This is a genomic window from Colwellia sp. SU-HH01172 (genome assembly GCF_057553355.1).
In genome coordinates, this window is sequence record NZ_BAAJMB010000007.1 from 222,093 (window position 1) to 242,248 (window position 20,156).

The 20,156-nt window shown below is 39.5% G+C and carries 10 protein-coding genes; 5 read left to right on the forward strand and 5 right to left on the reverse strand.

Annotation, left to right across the window (positions count from 1 at the left end; all coding sequences use genetic code 11):
• The first annotated feature begins 96 nt into the window (after positions 1-96).
• Positions 97-1,257, forward strand: coding sequence for an Obg family GTPase CgtA (cgtA, locus tag AC27JP_RS17310; RefSeq protein ID WP_487117178.1), 1,161 nt, complete (start codon positions 97-99; stop codon positions 1,255-1,257).
• Positions 1,258-1,338: 81 nt separating this feature from the next.
• On the opposite strand, the gene AC27JP_RS17315 is transcribed toward cgtA, so the two are convergent.
• The 3 genes from AC27JP_RS17315 to AC27JP_RS17325 are packed head-to-tail and all read right to left on the reverse strand — an operon-like array spanning position 1,339 to position 5,593.
• Entirely contained in the window at positions 1,339-2,004 is a 666-nt protein-coding gene (locus AC27JP_RS17315) for a response regulator (protein WP_487117179.1), read from the reverse strand.
• Between the two features lie 4 nt (positions 2,005-2,008).
• Complete coding sequence (locus AC27JP_RS17320; RefSeq protein WP_487117180.1) at positions 2,009-5,173, reverse strand: ligand-binding sensor domain-containing protein; 3,165 nt, start codon at positions 5,171-5,173, stop codon at positions 2,009-2,011.
• Positions 5,174-5,200: 27 nt separating this feature from the next.
• Positions 5,201-5,593, reverse strand: a complete 393-nt coding sequence (locus AC27JP_RS17325; RefSeq protein ID WP_487117181.1) for a response regulator transcription factor — start codon at positions 5,591-5,593, stop codon at positions 5,201-5,203.
• Between the two features lie 190 nt (positions 5,594-5,783).
• On the opposite strand from AC27JP_RS17325, the gene AC27JP_RS17330 reads away from it, so the two are divergent.
• The 4 genes from AC27JP_RS17330 (at position 5,784) to AC27JP_RS17345 (ending at position 16,774) form a co-directional block, all read left to right on the forward strand.
• The gene (locus AC27JP_RS17330; RefSeq protein WP_487117182.1) at positions 5,784-7,769 is read left to right on the forward strand and encodes a tail fiber domain-containing protein; all 1,986 of its coding nucleotides are present in this window, start codon (positions 5,784-5,786) and stop codon (positions 7,767-7,769) included.
• Between the two features lie 25 nt (positions 7,770-7,794).
• Positions 7,795-15,261 (forward strand): thrombospondin type 3 repeat-containing protein, encoded by a 7,467-nt coding sequence (locus tag AC27JP_RS17335; protein WP_487117183.1) that lies wholly within the window; start codon positions 7,795-7,797, stop codon positions 15,259-15,261.
• A gap of 141 nt (positions 15,262-15,402) precedes the next feature.
• Positions 15,403-15,891, forward strand: a complete 489-nt coding sequence (gene folA / locus AC27JP_RS17340; protein ID WP_487117184.1) for a type 3 dihydrofolate reductase — start codon at positions 15,403-15,405, stop codon at positions 15,889-15,891.
• Between the two features lie 118 nt (positions 15,892-16,009).
• Entirely contained in the window at positions 16,010-16,774 is a 765-nt protein-coding gene (locus tag AC27JP_RS17345; protein ID WP_487117185.1) for a hypothetical protein, read from the forward strand.
• A 372-nt stretch (positions 16,775-17,146) separates the two neighbouring features.
• Here the strand turns inward: AC27JP_RS17345 and AC27JP_RS17350 are convergent, their stop codons facing one another.
• Both AC27JP_RS17350 and AC27JP_RS17355 read right to left on the reverse strand, forming a co-directional pair.
• Entirely contained in the window at positions 17,147-19,165 is a 2,019-nt protein-coding gene (locus AC27JP_RS17350; RefSeq protein WP_487117186.1) for a methyl-accepting chemotaxis protein, read from the reverse strand.
• Positions 19,166-19,332: 167 nt separating this feature from the next.
• Complete coding sequence (locus tag AC27JP_RS17355) at positions 19,333-20,151, reverse strand: symmetrical bis(5'-nucleosyl)-tetraphosphatase (protein WP_487117187.1); 819 nt, start codon at positions 20,149-20,151, stop codon at positions 19,333-19,335.
• Between the last annotated feature and the right edge of the window lie 5 nt (positions 20,152-20,156).

Here is a 20,156-nt window from a genome sequence, read left to right on the forward strand (position 1 = left end):
ACTTTTTGTATAAAAAATGACTTTGTGCAAACTTAACTAAGCAAAATCATTTATAATAGACAGCAGAAATAAAATTTTGGAGTGTTTTAAAACACCATGAAATTCGTAGATGAAGTAGAAATTCGCGTAGAAGCTGGTGACGGCGGTAATGGTTGCGTTAGTTTCCGTAAAGAAAAATATATTGAGTTCGGCGGTCCAAATGGCGGTGACGGCGGTGATGGTGGCGATGTTTACTTAGTTGCTGACGAAAGCTGGAACACGCTGATCGATTATCGCTTTGAAAGGTTTCACCGAGCTAAACGTGGTGAAAATGGTCGCAGCCGTGACTGTACCGGTAAAGGATCTGATGATCTGATCCTGAAAGTGCCGGTGGGAACTCGTGCTATTGACGTAGACACTGGTGAGCAATTAGGTGACTTAACGCAACATGAGCAAAAGTTACTTGTTGCCAAAGGCGGTTGGCATGGCTTAGGTAATACGCGCTTTAAAAGTAGTACCAACCGTGCACCTCGTCAAAAAACTGATGGTACGCCAGGCGAAATTCGTAACTTGAAACTTGAGTTATTATTGCTTGCTGATGTTGGTCTGTTAGGTTTGCCAAATGCTGGTAAATCAACGCTTATTCGTAGTGTTTCTGCTGCTAAGCCAAAAGTTGCTGACTACCCATTTACCACCTTAGTGCCTAATTTAGGTGTGGTGCGTTTAGATGCGCAACGCAGTTTTGTGATAGCTGATATCCCAGGGCTCATTGAAGGTGCCGCAGATGGTGCTGGTTTAGGTACGCAGTTTCTTAAACATTTAGAGCGTTGTCGTATATTGTTGCATGTTGTTGATGTTATGCCAGTTGATGGCTCTGATCCACTTGAGAATGCGCAAACTATTATTAGTGAACTGGAAACTCATTCGGCAGAGTTAGCGGGTAAACCGCGTTGGTTAGTGTTCAACAAGCTTGACTTACTACTTGAAGAAGAAGCGAAAGAGATCACTGATCGCATCATAGAAGGCTTAGACTGGCAGGGTGAAGTTCGCAGTATTTCGGCATTCAACCGAACGGGTACCGAAGATTTATGTCAAGGTGTTATGAGCTTTATCGAAGCCTTACCTGCAGAGGAAGAAGAAGCACCTGTTGATGGTAAAACTGTTGAGTTTAAGTGGGACACTTATCATGAAGATGCCATGGCTGATCTAGAAGACGATCTTGATGATGAAGATTGGGACGAAGATGACTATGACGTTGAAGTGGAATATAAGCGTTAGACGCTATTTTTCCTATCTAAGTTAAAGAATAAAGGTGAATAGCTAAGTGGCAATTCACCTTTTTTGTTTTAAATTAGCTAATTATTTCAACATAATATAGCGATAACCTGCTCCATAGACGGATTCAATAATGCTGTCTTGTAGTTCAAATGCGAGCGCTTTTTTGCGAATGTTTCTAACATGGCTATCGATTGTTCGGTCAGATATATTTCGCATGTCGGGATAGGCGAGGTCGAGTATTTGACTTCGTGAGTATATTCTTTCGGGATTTGAGTACAATAAGTTGAATAGATTAAATTCTAAGTGCGTTAACTCTACTGTTTTCCCCTGGTAGCTAATTTTATAGGTTTCTCTATTTAGGATTAAACTGTCTGTAACAGCTTTTTTTAACGTACGTCGAAGAATAGCTTTGATCCTTAAAATAAGCTCCATTGCACTAAAGGGCTTACAAACATAGTCATCAGCACCAGCTTCTAGCCCAATTAAGCGGTCTATTTCTTCTGCTTTCGCCGTTATCATAATTATTGGGATATCAGAGAACTTACGTATTTCTTGACAACATGTTGTGCCATCTTTTATCGGTAGCATGATGTCGAGTAAGACTAGGTCTGGTTGGTCAACTTTTACTGCTTCAACGACCTTTTCACCACTGGTGTGGTGAATAACATTAAAGCCACTGTTGTTAAGAAACACATTCAGGTGCTCTGCGATTTCAATATCATCTTCAACTAACAATATCTTACTCATAGTTTCATTCCATGACTATCGGTAGTTGAATGTGAATAGCAACACCACCGAATATACTATTAGACGCTGCTATCGAGCCTTGATGAGCCTCGATAATACTTTTACAAATTGCGAGTCCTAAGCCGGATCCACCGGTGGCTCGGCTTCGCGAACTTTCAATACGATATAGTCGCTCGAAAATTCTTTGCTTATCTTGTTGGCTTATTCCTGGAGCGCTATCTTCAATAATAATGTCTAAATTATTTTTATTTAACTGTGCCGTTAATCGAATTTTTCCAGGTTGGTCAGTATAGGCCATGCTATTGTCGATTAAGTTTGTCAGGACTTGTTTTATTTTATTTTTGTCAAACTCGATAGAAATGTCGTCAAACACTTTGATATTTTGTTGCCAGACAAAACCACTGTTGCTTACTGTTGCTGAAAATTCGTCGGTCCATGAATCAATAATACTTCGGCAATTATATACATCAAATGATAAACGCAGCGCACCAATATCTGATTGTGCCAATTGATAAATATCAGATATTAAATGGTTAATATCTGATATTTTATCCATAAGTCCGTCGTATGAAGCTTCAACATCCTGAACAAGGTTATTTTGCAGAGCTTCGACTTTTAATTGCAGTATTGTTAGTGGCGTTCTTAATTCATGCGATACATCGGCAAGCAATTGATTCTTCTTTTCCACTAAATTTGCCATCATTTCAGCACGTTCAGATGCGAGTAACATTTCATTTTTGATATGTTCTTGGTGTGCTATTTTCTTCACGCGCCACTTGATGTAACTGTATATAATGATACCTGCTATTAATAAAGCTAATACCTTGAACCACCACGTTTGATAATAGTTCGCTTCGACGGTTATTTTTAACGTAAGTGGGTGAGGGCTCCAAATATTAGCCCTGTTTTTAGCGGATATTTTCAGGCTGTAGTCTCCGGGTGCTAAAGAAGTATATGTTGCTACCCGTTGTTGAGCATTAGTTGCTATCCATTTCTCGTCAAACCCTTCAAGTTTATAGCGATAAGACAATTTGTTTGGCTCGGTAAAATCAATCGCAGTAAAGTTTACGGATAAGCTTTTGGCATCGCTCGGTAGTGTTATGCTCTGCCGTGTTTGGATTTGTTGCTGGTCTATTGTTACTTTAGTAAACGCTAAAGGTGGAGTGTATTGCCACTTTTGAATATTTTCAGGATCAATTTGTAGTAAGCCATTTGCGCCACCAAAAAGTAACAGGCCGGAGTTACTTTTTTGATAACTACCTCTAAAGGCGTCGATATTGGCTTTTTCAATTTTACTAAGTTTATGATATGTCCATGTTTTCGGATTGAAATATCGGTCTAAGGACAACCAAATATTGCCTAGATTATCTTCAATAATATTTTTTGCGCCAGCGTCTATACGGCCTAATCGGCTATTAACAGAGCTAAAAGTTGCATTTTCTTCAAACCAATAACGGAGCTGATAAAAATTATTTTGGCTACCTATCCATACTTGTTCTAGACTATCAATCAAAATACCTTGCACATTATTATTGGTAAATGAAGGGTGGCTTTTTTGGTTGAACTCAAACCACTTTTGATCATCTTTACGTAATACGTATAAGCCATGTTTATTCCCCGCCCAAATATTACCTGCTTTGTCTTGTTGAATTAAACGCAGGGCACCGTGGAAATCATAATCAACAGTGTGGAAAGTATTATCGTTGGGATCAAAGCGAAGCATACCTTCACTCATTGCTAACCATAGGTGCCCTGTTGCTTGATCTTCTACCATGCCTAAAATAGCACCTTGGCGTTGTTTTTTCAGTGGCACCTTAAAATTTGTGATTTTCTCGGTTACGGTGTCGTAGCGACTAAGGTAGGCAGGAAAGCTACCTAGCCATATTTGTTTGGTTTCTGATTCCAACATAGTTAATACGTTTAGTTGACGAGGTTTACCTTCGAAATTAACCATGAATTTCAGTGACTTTGTTCTGCCTTTTTCTTGATCTATAAGATCTACGTTGTAATTGGATGCGATAGACAGTAGTAGTCTTCCGTCAGCAAGCGCAAGGATAGCGTCAATTGGAGAACCGCTTAGCCCGTTACTTTTTTTCGAGCTTGAGCTAGCAACACTAAATGCATCATTCGTAGGGTTTAAATACTGTATGCCAGCATGCCTATTACCAACCCAGATAAGCCCCGACTTGTCTTTAAATAACGTAGACACACCTCCAGAAAGAAGTGAGTGTGGAATGGCGCTGTCGTGCTCTATATGTTGTAGCATTTTTCCAGAGATAGCATCTCTAATTTCAATTCCTTGTGATGTAGTACCAAACCATATTTGCTTTGAATTGGTTTGTAATATGGTATTACCGTCAGTTTTTGATTCCGTTACTTTATTAGGAAGAGGTGATAATTTTCCTGTTTCAGGAAAGTAGCGCCAATGGCCATCAAACGAGGTACCAAACCATAGTGTTTTATCTTCAGCGACTAAAATTTCTTTAATGGTCATGGCTGGGAAAGAGCCATCGGGTGTTTTGGAGATATGGCTAATATTTGTTGATTTCTTATCGCGAAACATTAGGCCTTTTGATGTGCCAAGCCATAAACCTGCCTCTTGGTCAATGGCCAATGAAATAACTTGGATGGGTTCATCTTCAATGAGGTAATGTGTGATATTAAGATTATCAAAATCAATAAAGTTTAGGCCATTATCTGTGCCAACCCATAAGCCATTGTCATCTTGTTTTATTTCATAAATAGTATTGCTTGATAAGCCTTTCTTTTTTTTGGAGGTAACAGAGAAATGAACAAAGTGTTTATTGTTAGGATCGTAACGGCTTAGCCCATTGTAACGGGTTGCAAGCCATAGATAGCCTTGTCTATCAACAACGATATCTTCAATATGATTATCAAGTATGCTGTTTTTATTATCTGACTGATGGCGAAACAAGTTCATTTGGTAACCATCAAATTGATATAGACCTTCTGTTGTGCCTATCCAAAGAAACCCCTGGTGATCTTGGGCGATGGCTCTAGTGGTCAGTTTGGTATTGTAGAGTTGTTGATTAATTTGTGTAAAAACTGGGGTTGTTATTACGTCAAATTTACCGGAGTTTGAGCTCTTGACGGGTAAGGTAAATAACAACAAAAAAAGAAAAAGGCAAATGAAGTATATTTTAGACATCTTTCATCATCACGATTGCGGTTATAATTAGCTTACCTGTATTTGGCGGTGAGTACGAGTATTACAGCGCTTTAATACTGATTTAATTCGTAAAAGTAATTCGTCATTATTGAATGGTTTTTCTATGAAGTCATCCGCGCCAACGTTGAAAGTTTGAAGCCGCTGTTGACGATTTGCTTGATTAGACATAAAAATGATTGGAACGTCAGAAAACGTTCTAATGTTCTGGCATATTTGCAGACCGTCAACTTCTGGCAAGGTAAAGTCTAGTAGTACTAAATTTGGTTTAAATACTGAAATGCTACTAATCGCATTATCACTGCTGGCGCAGTATTTCGTATGATAATTATGCAAATTTAAAAGGTCTGTTAGGTTTTTGGCAATCATTGGACTTGCTTCAACAACCAATATTTTATTCACGATTAATATTTTTCCTTAGTTCGTCATTTTGATATTAGAGCAATCAAATGTGAAGTGAATAAGGAGCCTTTCATATATCTAAGAAATACTTCCATATCCTTATTGACTGCACATTTGTTTTTTAATATTCCGTTATCAAAAAATATTCTGAAGTAGATTGCTAAACTGTGGTCTAAATAAAGGTGTTGTTATGCGCAAGTCATTTACCAAAACTATTCCATCAATTTTTATAACCTCCGTCTTAGTGACTAGCCCAATGGGATATGCAGATGGCAATACCAATGTCGGTACTAATGCAGGTGTGGCTCAAACCTCTACGGCAACTAATAACACTAATGTGGGTGAAAATGCCGGTGCGGCAAATACTTCAGGTGACAATATTACTAATATTGGTTTTAATGCAGGAGCGTTAAATACCGGCACGGATAATACTTTTATTGGTGCTAATAGTGGTGAAAGTAACACTAGCGGAGCAGACAATACCTTTATCGGTGCTAGAGCCGGTGCGTTAAATACGGCTACAGATAATACTTTTATCGGTTCTGAAGCAGGCGCTAGTAACACAACGGGTAATGATAATACTTTTGTCGGCGAGGAGGCAGGTGAAAGTAATACTAGCGGCGATGATAATGTTTTTATCGGTGAGCAAGCAGGTTATCGAAATACGACAGGTGAAAATAATACATTTATTGGTACAGGCTCTGGCGCTAGTAGTGGCACAACTTCACCTGCTGAAGAAGGTGATAGTGATGCTTTTACTGGCCATAATAATACCGCTGTTGGTGAGCAAGCAGGTTATGACCTTACAGCTATGGCTTCACGAAATACACTGATAGGAACTGCGGCTGGGCACGATATTGGTGAAGGTGTTGCAAATACTATGGTTGGGGCGAACTCTGGCCCGAATACAGAACATGCTGATTTTAACACTTTCGTCGGCACGTTGGCAGGTTACGACAACAACCGTACAAATAGTACTGCTAATGCCAATCGAAATACAGCCTTAGGGGCATTAGCAGGTTATGCAAATCGCGAAGGTGAAGATAATGTTTGGATTGGTGCATTTTCAAGCTCAAACAACAGCTTATATGGCTATGACAGTACCTTAGAAACTGATGTTCAGGCTCTATCAAGTAGCCATTGGTATCCGTCTACAGCTAACCTCCCTGGTGGTAGTACCACCATTTATCGAACCACTGTCTTAGGTGCGTTTGCTGCGGCAAATGACAATGATTCTATATCACTAGGTTATGGAACCATTAGTGACAATACGAATAGTGTCACTATCGGTAGTAATGCGAGTGGTAAAGGTCGGTACGACACAACCATTGGTGATTCAACCAATAATACCGGAGATTATGCGCTGACGATGGGCTATCAAGCCGCTAGTACACATGATGAAGCGATAACAATTGGTTACCAATCAGTCAGTCATGCTGATTATACCGCTGTTATTGGTAATGCTAACACTGTGAGTTTAGACCCATTTTCTGACGGTTCTATGGCGCTAGGTAAAAGCAAATACTGTTTTTATGATGACGAAGGAAATAGTGCAACTTATGAATGGCTTTGTAACCCTATCTATCGCTTTTCAGATGTTGTTAGTCAAGCATTAACCGCTATCGGGGCGGAAGCTGAAATGGTCGAGATTAATTTATGGGCTGATGATGGCGATGACTTTGCTGATCAATGGTCTTTGTCTGCTGCTGACAATGGTAACTTTGCTATTGCTACTTATGTTAATTCAACTGCTAGCTGGCGTTCGGAAACTCGCATAAAAACCGATCTATTCACTGTTGAAAACAATGGCGACATCACAGTTTCAGGTGGCTTAACCTTAAATTCTGATCAACGTCTCAAAAAAGACATTAAAACAATTGCCGGTGCGGTGGAAAAAATCAAGCAAATTGAAGGCGTAACATATTATTGGAAAGATGAACTGGGCAAGTCGAACCGTAAACAATATGGCTTGATTGCACAAAATGTTGAGGCAGTAATTCCTGAGCTAGTTAAAAACAATGAAAAAGGCATCAAATCAGTCAATTACCAAGCACTTATCCCAGTGTTAATTAATGCTACGCAAGAGCAACAAAAACAAATTGACCTGCAACAGGCACAGATTGCTAAGCAACAAAAACAAATTGAATTATTACTACAGCAGCTAACTTCCAAGTAATCGATTGGGCTTGGAGGAATTTATAATGGATAAAGGTTTAGCTTTAGTTCGACGATCAATCAAAAAAGCAATAATGCTGACGGTGGCTACTAACTTCTCTTTAGCTATTCACTCATTGGCTAATGCCAGCACATTAACGGTTAATGGTGGTGGTTTTGTAAAGGTTAATGGTCACGCGACTCTAAATGGTAATGTACAAACAAATTCAAGCGGTGAGTTGTTCCCGGATGAAAACTTAGGTTGCCTTTCGCTTAATAACTTAAGCTTTGAGTCTGGTGCGATTCTTCACCATAACTTAGCGGAAAAATACTACACGCGAGATACGGCTTGTGAACACTATAATCAGCTCATTGTTAGTGGTGAGGTAAACTTATCTAATGCTAGTTTGAGTATTAATTTACTTGCTGATGCCTCTACCTACTCAAATACCAACAGCATGACATATGGTACTACGCTGATTAGTAATACAGGGGCTAATCGCGTTAACGGATATTTTAATGGTATTCGTGAAGGTGGCGTAATTCGAGTTGAAAATGACTATTACATGCACGTTACTTACTTAGGTGGTGACGGCAATGATGTTTATATTTGGCGTTGGGATGACGATAACGATGGCATTGGCAATCGAGCGGATCATTTCTCAGATGATGCCACAGAATGGCTTGATAGCGACGGTGATGGTATAGGTGATAATGCTGACGCTATGCCTAATAATGTCGCTGAATCTGTTGACAGTGATGGTGATGGTATAGGTGATAATGCTGATGCGTTTCCGAATAACCCGTTAGAAAGTGTTGATAGTGATGGCGATGGTATAGGTGACAATCGCGATGCCTTTCCTAATGACCCTTCTGAAGATACTGACAGTGACGGTGACGGTATTGGCGATAACGCTGAAACAGATAAAGACAATGACGGTTTAGATGATGATGTTGATAGTTGTCCATTAAACGCTAATGCTGATCAACTTGACAGTGATGGTGACTCGGTTGGCGATGCCTGTGATATTGATAATGACGGCGATGGTTTAATTGATATTTCAAGCTTATCCCAGCTTTACAATATCCGTTTTAATCTCACTGGTGTTGCTTACAATGACGGTTATTTTGAGTCGTCTGCCAGCTGTGGTAATGGTGTTGCCGTTACTACCTGTAACGGTTATGAATTACTAAATGATGTAGATTTCGATGAAAACGGTGACGGCGAACTTAATGATACTTATAACCAAGAGCAAGGTTGGTTACCCATAGGTGATAGCGCTAATCGGTTTGATTCTATATTTGAAGGTAATGGTTTTCAAATTAAAAATATGGTGATCAATAATAGCAATCGGGGCCATTACATTGGTTTCTTTGGTTATATTGAATATTCAAAAATCCAAAACCTACATTTTAGTGGTTCATTAACCTCAATCACGAGTGAAGCTTCATATGTTGGTGGTATTGTGGGTCGTGCCGGTGTAGTGGTTGATGTTGAGAATCTTTCATTTGAAGGCGCTATTCACGCAAGTGAAAACCAAAAATACATTGGCGGATTATTTGGGCATGCTGGGCAAGCTGATATATATGATAGTCATTCAATTGTAACCATTAACGGTGGCGCCGAATATATTGGCGGATTGGCCGGAGTTTCTAGTGTCGCTCGTGTTGAGCGCAATTATGCGAATGTTAATATCACCACCACAGGTAATAAAGTGGGAGGCTTAATTGGTTACCGATCAGGTAACACTATTGCTAACAATTATACGGTTGGCACAATTAACAGTACTGGTAGTGATATTGGCGGTTTAGTTGGCCACTTAGCTAGCGGTGTTTATGACAGTTTTTCGCATGTTAATGTAACAGGTGATTATGCTGTTGGCGGTTTAGTAGGTTATTCTGAATCGAGTATTGCACGAAATTATGCCAAAGGTGCCATAAACGGTAATTTATATGCTGGTGGCTTAGTTGGTCAGTATGAAGGTAGTAGTGATAATGACAACCTTTGGGATATTGAAACAACAAATCAAGCTACCAGTGAAAGTGGTAGCGGTTATAACAGTATTGATTTGCAAACGCCGATTACTAATAGTGGCTTTTATGAAAATTGGCCAATAGCGGAGTGGGATTTTGGCACAGAGAATCAATATCCTGCGCTAATTTTAAATGGCATTGTTCATCGTGATACTGATCTCGATGGCAGTTTTGACCATGAAGATATCGATGATGATAACGACGGTGTTGAAGACAATTTAGATGCATTTCCAACTGATAGCTCAGAATGGGATGATACCGACAACGATGGTATGGGCAATAACGCTGATACCGATGATGATAACGACGGTGTGCTTGATCAATATGATGATTTTCCATTAGACAGCAGTGAACAATATGATGCTGATGGCGACGGCATTGGCAATAACACTGATACTGATGATGATGATGATGGCCTACTAGATGGTGCCGATAATTGTTCAGCAGTGAGTAATATTGACCAGTTAGATAGCGATAATGATGGCTACGGTAATGCTTGTGATATTGATAATGACGCCGATGGCTTAATTGAAATATCCACTTTAGTGCAACTTAACAATATACGTAATAATTTAACGGGCACAGGTTATCACGATGGCAATATTAACAACTCAGCAGGGTGTGGTGACGGTGTAATTGTTACCGTTTGCAGCGGTTATGAGTTGTCTAATAGCTTAGATTTTGATGAAAATGGCGATGGTATCGCTAATGATAGTTTTAACCAAGATGAAGGTTGGCAACCTATTGGTACCTTTAAGGCTACATTTGATGGTAATAATTATCAGATCTTAAATTTGGTTATTAACAATACCAGTAATGAAAGCAGAGTAGGATTTTTCTCTCAAGCAAATAGTTCATCTATCCGTAATATTCATTTTACCGGTCAAGTCTTAGCGCAAGCAAGTCATGTTGGTGGAGTGTTAGGGTCTGTAACTATCTCAAGTGAGTTTCATAATGTTTCCTTTGTTGGCGATGTATCAACTTCCGCAGACAAGGATTACCTTGGTGGATTGATTGGTTATGCATCACAAGGTGATGTTACAGCGTCTCGCTTTATCGGTAATGTTACTGGCGGAAATAATCATGTTGCTGGTTTAGTTGGCTTCAAAGCTTGGGGTAGCGTAAACCGTAATTATACTGAGGGCACTGTAACAGCTAATGGCGATCGCGTTGGCGGATTAGTGGGCTCTTCGTGGAACGGGAGAACGGACTATAACTATTCAACTTCAAACGTCACGGGTGTTGACTATGTGGGTGGTTTAGTTGGCTACTTCTCAGGTTCAAGTGTTAAATTAAATTACAGCATTGGTGAAGTTTCTGGTAATAACTATGTTGGTAACGTCGTAGGTTTTGATTCACTATCTACTACGTCAGATAGCTATTGGAATACGGATCTTTCCAGACAGCCGGGCAATGGTGTCGGTACTGGCTATACAACTGCCGAGATACAAGCACCAACAGATAATTCGGGCATTTATAGTAATTGGGGAACAACGTATTGGGATTATGGCACCGACAGTCAATATCCAGCGTTAATTATTGAGGGTGTTGTTCATCGAGACTCAGATAATGATAACGTATTTGATCAACTTGATGATTTTCCTAATGACGCTGAAGAGTGGCTTGATACCGATGATGACGGTACAGGTAACAATGCTGATCTCGATGATGATAATGATGGCCTGAGCGATACTGAAGAAGCAAACTTAGGTACAGATCCACTTGATAAAGATACGGATAATGATGGTATTGAAGACGGTTTAGACGACTTACCGTTAGATACTTCAGATAGCATAGATACTGATTTCGACGGTATCGGTAACAATACAGACACTGATGATGATAACGACGGCGTTGTAGATTCTGCCGATGCTTTCCCGTTAGATGCAACAGAGTTTGTTGATACCGACTTAGATGGTATTGGTAATAATGCTGATAGCGATGATGATAACGATGGCGTTGAAGATTCTGCCGATGCTTTCCCGTTCGATGCATCTGAATCTATCGATACTGACTTAGATGGTATAGGTAATAATGCCGATACGGATGATGATAACGATGGCGTTGTAGATTCTGCCGATGCTTTCCCGTTCGATGCAACAGAGTCTGTCGATAACGATCTCGATGGTGTTGGTAATAATGCCGATACGGATGACGATAACGATGGTGTTGTAGATTCAGCCGATGCCTTCCCGTTAGATGCAACAGAGTCTGTTGATACCGACTTAGATGGTATAGGTAATAATGCCGATACGGATGATGATAACGATGGCGTTGCCGATGCAGTCGATGCTTTCCCGCTAGATGCAACAGAGTCTGTTGATACCGATTTAGATGGTATTGGTAACAATGCGGATACTGATGATGATAATGATGGCGTTGAAGATTCTGCCGATGCTTTCCCATTAGATGCATCTGAATCTATTGATACTGACTTAGATGGTATTGGTAATAATGCCGATATGGATGATGATAACGATGGTGTTGCAGATTCAGCGGATGCTTTCCCATTAGATGCAACAGAGTCTGTTGATACCGATTTAGATGGTATTGGTAACAATGCGGATACTGATGATGATAATGATGGCGTTGAAGATTCTGCCGATGCTTTCCCATTAGATGCATCTGAATCTATTGATACTGACTTAGATGGTATTGGTAATAATGCCGATATGGATGATGATAACGATGGTGTTGCAGATTCAGCGGATGCTTTCCCATTAGATGCAACAGAGTCTGTTGATACCGATTTAGATGGTATTGGTAACAATGCGGATACTGATGATGATAATGATGGCGTTGAAGATTCTGCCGATGCTTTCCCGTTAGATGCAACAGAGTCTGTTGATACCGACTTAGATGGTATAGGTAATAATGCCGATACGGATGATGATAACGATGGCGTTGCCGATGCAGCCGATGCTTTCCCGTTAGATGCATCTGAATCTATCGATACCGATCTCGATGGTATTGGTAACAATGCGGATACTGATGATGATAATGATGGTATCCCTGATGATGAAGACGACGCTCCCTTAGATAGAAACAATGGTGATAATCAAGCACCCGTTATTGGGGAATTGCCGCCGTTAACTTTTGAAGCTGAAGGGATAACAACGACTATCGATTTGCCTACACCTGAAGTAACAGATAATAACTTGAACCCTCCGACAGTTATGTCAAATCTAACGAGTCCGTTAGAGATAGGAGAGCATGCCATTATTTGGACAGCGACAGACTTTTTTGGAAATCAGTCAACAAAAGAACAGTTAGTAATGATTGTTGATACAACCGCACCAGAGTTTGATGCAAATGAGCTGATAACAATTGAGGCCCGCGGACGATTGACTGATATTTCAAATCTTGTTCATCTTAGTGCCATTGATTTGGTTGACGGTGAATTAAATGCGACTATTATCGGAAAATCGCAATACCGTTCAGGTTCACATCTTGTTGAGGTGGAAGCCACAGATAACTCGGGTAACCGAGCAGCCACCACAGTTGATGTTCATATATTGCCAGAGCTCAATGTTAAATCTTTCATTTTTGTTATGGCGGGAGGAGATTATTCATTACCAGTAATGCTAAGTGGGCAAGCACCTACTTACCCTGTTAATATTGAATATGTTGTTAAGCTAAATGATGAACAACTGATAAATTCATCGGCTGTAATGGATTCAGGTGTTACTACAAATCTAAATATTCAGATACCAAGTGATGTAAATAGTGATGATATTTTGTCTGTAGAAATTGAAAATGTCAGCAATGCTTTTTTCGATAGCGACAATGTAGCTCATTTAAGTGTCATTGAACGAAACCTCAAACCTAGGTTGAAAATCACTAAGCAGCAAAACGATCAGAACGTTAGTATTATTTCGTCTGGCTCAGGTAAAGCTTATATTGAAGCAGTGATCAAGGATGTAAATATTGAGGACAGACATGATGTTAGCTGGCAAGTTGTTAATGATGAAATTTCTGACTTTGAAACTAGTGATGATGGTTTAAAGTTTGAATTTGAACCAAGAAGCCTGATACCTGGACGATATTTTGTAGATGTACTAGTGGCTGAAACTAATACCTTAGAGTTATATTCAATATCTAGGCGCATCCAAATTATTATTGAAGATTCATCAGCGCTGAGTAATGTCAATGATAGTGACAATGATGGCATTGTAGATAGTGAAGAAGGGACTGGAGATAGCGATAATGATGGTATTTCAAACTACCTAGATGATGATGCTAACACGACGCGTCTACCTATAGAGCAGGGTAATGAACCGATGCAAGTCGTTTCAGGTTATTCTTTATCAGTCGGAACTTTTGTGCAATCACTAAACGGAACAAGCAGTCAATTTGCTAGTATGAGTATCGAAGATTTAGCCAACGTTATTCTTGATACTGATCAAAGTGTGTATATGCAACATTACCAAATTAGTGGTGCTGTTTTTGATTTTGCTATTGATGGGTTAGTCCAAGTAGGCGACTCAGTTGCGGTCATCATTCCATTGGCGGATGGTAACTTACTATCTGATAAAGCCTATTATCGCAAATATGCGCCAACAAAAGGTTGGTATGACTTTATTGTTGATGATAAAAATACTATCAGTAGTGCGTTACGCGATGACGAAGGGCAATGTCCAAATATCGATTCAGAAAGTTATCATATAGGATTGAATGAAGGTGATGATTGTATTCAGTTGCTGATAGAAGATGGCGGGCCGAACGATAGTGATATGTTGTTAAATGGGAGTATCACTGATCCCGGAGCTATTTTTTATGAATCTGTTAACCAATTACCGGCCATTGAATTACCGAGTCAGTATATTGTTGACGAAGAAAGTGACGTTATACTTGATGCTTCGAGCACTCATGATGCTGAAGGAGATGAATTAGCTTATCAGTGGCGACAAGTCTCAGGTATTGAAGTTGAATTAATAGATGCTAATCAATCTAAATTAAGCTTTACTAGCCCATCCGTTATGGAAGAAGAGTTGTTAATTTTTGAGCTTAGTGTTGATGACAGTAGAGATATAAGTCAGGCTAGAACGGACGTTATTGTTAATCATGTAAACAAAGCACCCGCAGTGACCATTGAAGTTCAGGAAATCAGTATTGTTGAGGGGAGCAGTGAAGTGCTAGTAGCGGTTGGTGTTGACCCAGACAATGACACGTTAACATATCAGTGGCGTCAAATATCAGGGCCACAAGTGAGTTTTGATGATGAATCTAATGCGAGCACAGTTATTACGGCACCAACCGTGGCAAATGAAGAGACAGTTGAAATTCAGGTAATGGTAAGTGACGGCGAATTAATGGCGACAAACTCGGTTTATTTACAGATTAAAAATGTAGTTGAGCCTAGCGAAATTATCCCTGAAACTAAGCAGAGCAGCGGTGGCGCATTTGTTTGGCTTTTATTTTTCCTTGTCGCACGCTTAGCTGTTATACAAATGAAACGATTTCCTAGGTATCAGATATGATCGCTTATTAAAAAACAGTTCAGATTTCTTATCATGTGAAGTGAAAAGGTGAATAGCTAAACGGCAATTCACCTTTTTTGTTATCTGTAATAACGTATAATATTTTGATATTCAGTTAATTTAAATTTAAAAAGAGTAGTTATGACTATACTGTCGATGATAGTGGCACACGCTGATAATAGAGTTATTGGTAAAGACAATGATATGCCGTGGCATTTACCGGCGGATTTGGCTTATTTTAAAAAAACAACTTTAGGTAAGCCGATTATTATGGGACGGAAAACTTATGAGTCGATTGGCCGTCCACTACCGGGTAGAAAAAACATCGTGATTTCACGGGATAAAAACTACTCTGCTGAAGGTATTGAAACAGTTACGTCAGTTGAGGAGGCTCTAGCGCTAGTGAGCGAGGTTGAAGAAGTTATGGTAATCGGTGGAGGTGCGATATATCAACATTGCTTACCGGCTGCGCAGCGTCTTTATATTACCCATATTGATGCCGATATTGATGGTGATACCTATTTTCCTGATTACGACCTTAAAGAGTGGCAGCTAGCAGCTAGTGAGGTTAGAGAAGCGGATGAAAAAAATATCTATAAGTTAAACTTTTGCGTTTATCAAAGGCGCTAGTGATATCAGGTAAGCTCGTCTTAATTTATATTTTTGCTTAAATAATTAGCCAACTTGAGTTTACCGGCAGTTTCTCTGTCTATAATTAGCTGAGACGGTATTTATCGAGGCTTAAATAATGGATATATTTGATAATATTGTGGTCTTGGTTGGCTGCGTGCTAATTGTTATCGGCTTAGTGCTATTTATTATTGGTAAAAAGGAAAGTACAAATAGTAACCATGTAGAAGGCTTTGGTATTAAGCTAAATGTCAGTAATCCTTCGATAATTTTGATTGTCTTAGGAGTTGGATTATTGTTGGCTCCACGATTACTCCCTAAGCCGGAATTGCAGCAGAGCATTCAAGCTTCAAAGCAAAATGAAACAGAGAAAAATCAGCAATTATTAACAAAGGGCTTATCGAGTCAGTCTCCTTCTACTCAAGAGCAAGCAGAAAGCCGTGAACAAGTCAAAACCGCGCTACCGCCCCCAAACGAGCAAGCAGCTCAGCAAGCCGTTAAACCTCTTCAAGCTGTCAGCCCTAAGGTATTTTTTCCTTCGGGACTTTGGCAGTTAACTGACTATCAAGAAAATGGTATTAATTTATCGGCTAATGTCAGTGCATCCTTGATGTTTACTAAACAATCAAGTGTACTTTACCTTTGGAGTTCAGAATTTGATTTTGTTGATAATTGGGGAAATTTGCTTCGTTATCAGTATCAAGGCACGACATTTTTTAGTGGCGGTGCTTACTATATTTCATTTCTCAGCAGTACTGATCCAAACTTTGTCGGACAAAATAAGATACCTTTAGAGCTAAAGTTGGAGAATGGCGGCCAATTGCATATGAAGTATTTTTTCAATAATAGTGAAATTTTACTCCACTGGCAGCAAAGCTTTTAATGGCGCTGCTGTAGCATTTTGCTTATCCCGGGCTCAGGTTAGGTTGTTCCACTAAGGTGTTTCAAAAGTTGCAATGAGTTATACAATTTTCAACTGAGATAGAGGAAATGAGTAAAATACGTAATGCTCTAATCTAAGCTTAGGTTAAGAACTTTGCCTGTTCTTAAATAATAGCGAAGGCAGGGCAGTTGACAGGCGGCTATTTACTTTCCTGTATAGCTTAATATATTTGTTGTGTAAAAATAGGGTTAAGTGAAAGTCAGAATAATATGCAAAAAAAACCGATCAGGGTTAGCTGATCGGCATATTTTTCTTTCCTTTTTTCAAAGCCCAATGTTTGCGACTTAGAAAGCTTATGTTACTGCTGGAAGTTTACAATTTAAATTCTTGTACTGATTGTTGTAGCTCTTCCGCTAATCGAGCCACTTCGCTACTTGATTCAGCGGTTTGTTGTGAGCCCGCCGTGGTTTGCTCTGCAATAGCAACAATCGATTCAAGATTTTCACTAATTTCATGTGCGACGACACTTTGTTCTTCTGCCGCGGTAGCAATTTGTGAGCTACGGTCAAAAGCTTCGTGAACAGCGTGAGTAATGGTATCGAGTGCTTGTTCTGCTTGAACGCTTTGTTCAACACAGTTAGTTGCTTGTTTCTTACCGGTATCCATAACAGACACGGCTTTTTCTGCGCCGCCTTGCAGTACTTCAATCATATTTTGAATTTCTTGAGTTGACTCTTGCGTACGACTAGCAAGTGTTCTAACTTCATCAGCAACAACAGCAAAACCTCGGCCTTGTTCACCGGCACGGGCCGCTTCAATGGCAGCGTTTAATGCTAGTAAGTTGGTTTGCTCTGCAATACCACGGATAACATCAAGAATTCCGCCAATTGACGCACTGTCTTGTTGTAACTTATTGATAACTTGAGATGCTGATTCTACTTCGTTAGCCAATAATTCTATGGTTTCGCGGTTGCGACCTGAAATTACTTTAACACGTTCAGCTTCGTCATCTGCTTGCTTAATTTCGCCTAGTGCATCATTCGCACTTGAAAGCACACTTTGCGAGGTACTGCTCATTTCTGTTGTTGCAGAAGCCGCTTGTTCTACTTGTGTTCTTTGCTCGACAATAGCTGTTGTACTTTGTGCTGTAACTGCTGAAGTTTGTTCTGCAGCTGTAGCTAACTGAGTTGAACGACTGACAATACTTTGAATAAGGTTACGTAGACTTTCGATTAACAAGTTGCAATTGCGAGATAATTGTGCGAATTCATCGTTGCCACTTTCGTCCAATTTACGCGAAAGGTCACCTGACGAAACGACATTAAGCATTTCGTTTACTCGGCCTAGTGGGCGAGTAATACTGGTTAAAGTGATCCAAGCAATTGCTACTGCTAAAGCGATAGAAATTAATGTAATAACTACAGTGTTGCGAGTTCCTTCAGAAACAGACTCTTCAACAAGTAAGCCAGTTTCTATAGTGGTTTTGTTTGCTAGGTCAACTTGTGTTGCCAAGATTGCGTTAGTGCTACTAATGCCTTCTTCTGCCAATTTAAGGCTTGCAGTTGCTGCAGCGATAGCGGCAAGTTGGTCATCTTTATTGGCAAATATTTGTTCACTGCCAGTAACATAGTTTTGTAACTCAACAAAGCTAGAGGTTAGGTCATCAGCAATACCCCCCATACCTTGTTGGTTAAGTTCACTGATCACATCATCAACAGAGTTTTGAATATCGGTAAAAGAATTTTTGATTTCACCGCTGACTAAATTAGCCGATTGTTGATCAGAAATTTCACGGTATTCAAACGCTGAGCTTACCATGCTGTTAAGTAAAGTTTCTAAATGTTCAGCTAAGCTAACCGCACGTTGTAGTTTAGTGTCAGCTAAGTCATGATCGGCAAGGTCTAACAGTATGGTTGCAGTATCATCAGCCTTTTCTTCGATGATATCTATTTTTTCAATCAGCACGTCATGTTGTTCAATGGCGGTTTTTCTATTGTTTATAACACTATCAATTTCATTCACTAATTGGTTATAAACCGTATCGACTTTACGAAGATTGCTAATTAAGCTGTTCTCAGCCTTTACTATACTTTTTAACTTTGTCAGTTGAGAGTTAAAATCAACACGATCTGCATCAAAGGCTTTGCGGTTCTCAGCCAGTGGTGCTAATTCAGTTTGGTAGTAGGCACGAAGTGTTAAGTTACCAATATTAGTTAAGTCATTGGCGAGTTTATTACTGCCTTTTAGCGTTGGTATTGCAAGCTCATTTTGCTGCTTTGTGGCATCACCAATAGTATTTAAACTATTCCATGAGATTACGCTGGTTAAAATGAGTAAAAGTGAAATAATGGTGAAACCACCGATTATTTTCATTGCTACTGTTAATTTCATAGATCCCACCAATATATAAATTAAATTATGTGCTGATTAAAAGTACAAATAACAGCTTTCATTATCGACGTTATTAATCATTAATTATTATTAGACTACAAAGGAATACATATAAGTCTTTACGCTAGTATAACAAGCTATATGACTTTTTAAACCGATGATGGCTGCTATCTTTGTATTTTGTGTGCTTGTTCGGTAAATATTTTTTTATCATGCCACCTTAATATAGATAAATGATGGCCCCAAACGCAACCTGTGTCGAGTGCGTAAATGTTATTTGCTGAACATTCTCCCATTAGTGCAGCCCAATGTCCAAAAAGCCATTGTGTGTTGCTATTGATGTGTGGAAACTCATACCAAGGAGTTAACCCTGCGGGGGACTCGTTAATATTCGCTTTGCATTCAAAGTCTAAGCTTCCATCTTGAAAACAATAACGCATGCGAGTTAATGCATTAATAGTAAAGCGAAATTTTTCGATTTCATTGTGTGCATTTTGCCAGCTGTTTGGTTGTGAGCCATACATATTGTTAAGCCAATATTTGAATTCTGATGATATTAAATGCTGATGGGCAATATTCGCTTGTTGCAAAGCTATTGTTGGTGTCCATTGTGGTGAGAGCCCAGCGTGGCTTAGATAGGTTTCTTCATCAGGCAGTTTTTGGATCAGAGGCTGGCGAATAAGCCAATGAAGTAATTCCTCGGCATCAGGTGCAGATAGTAGAGTTGACAGAAGATCTTGTTTTTTTTCTTTTTTAAGACCGTGAAAAACTGATAACAAATGCAGGTCGTGGTTACCTAACACTATTTTAGCGCTACTTTTAAGTGACTTTATTAGTCGTAATGTCGCTAAGGAGCCAGGGCCGCGGGCGACGAGATCACCTGCAACATATAATTGGTCATGGTGATTGGAAAATGCAATTTTACTCAGTAACGCGTCGAGTTCGCTATAACAGCCTTGTATATCGCCAACGAAATAAACTGTCATAGTTA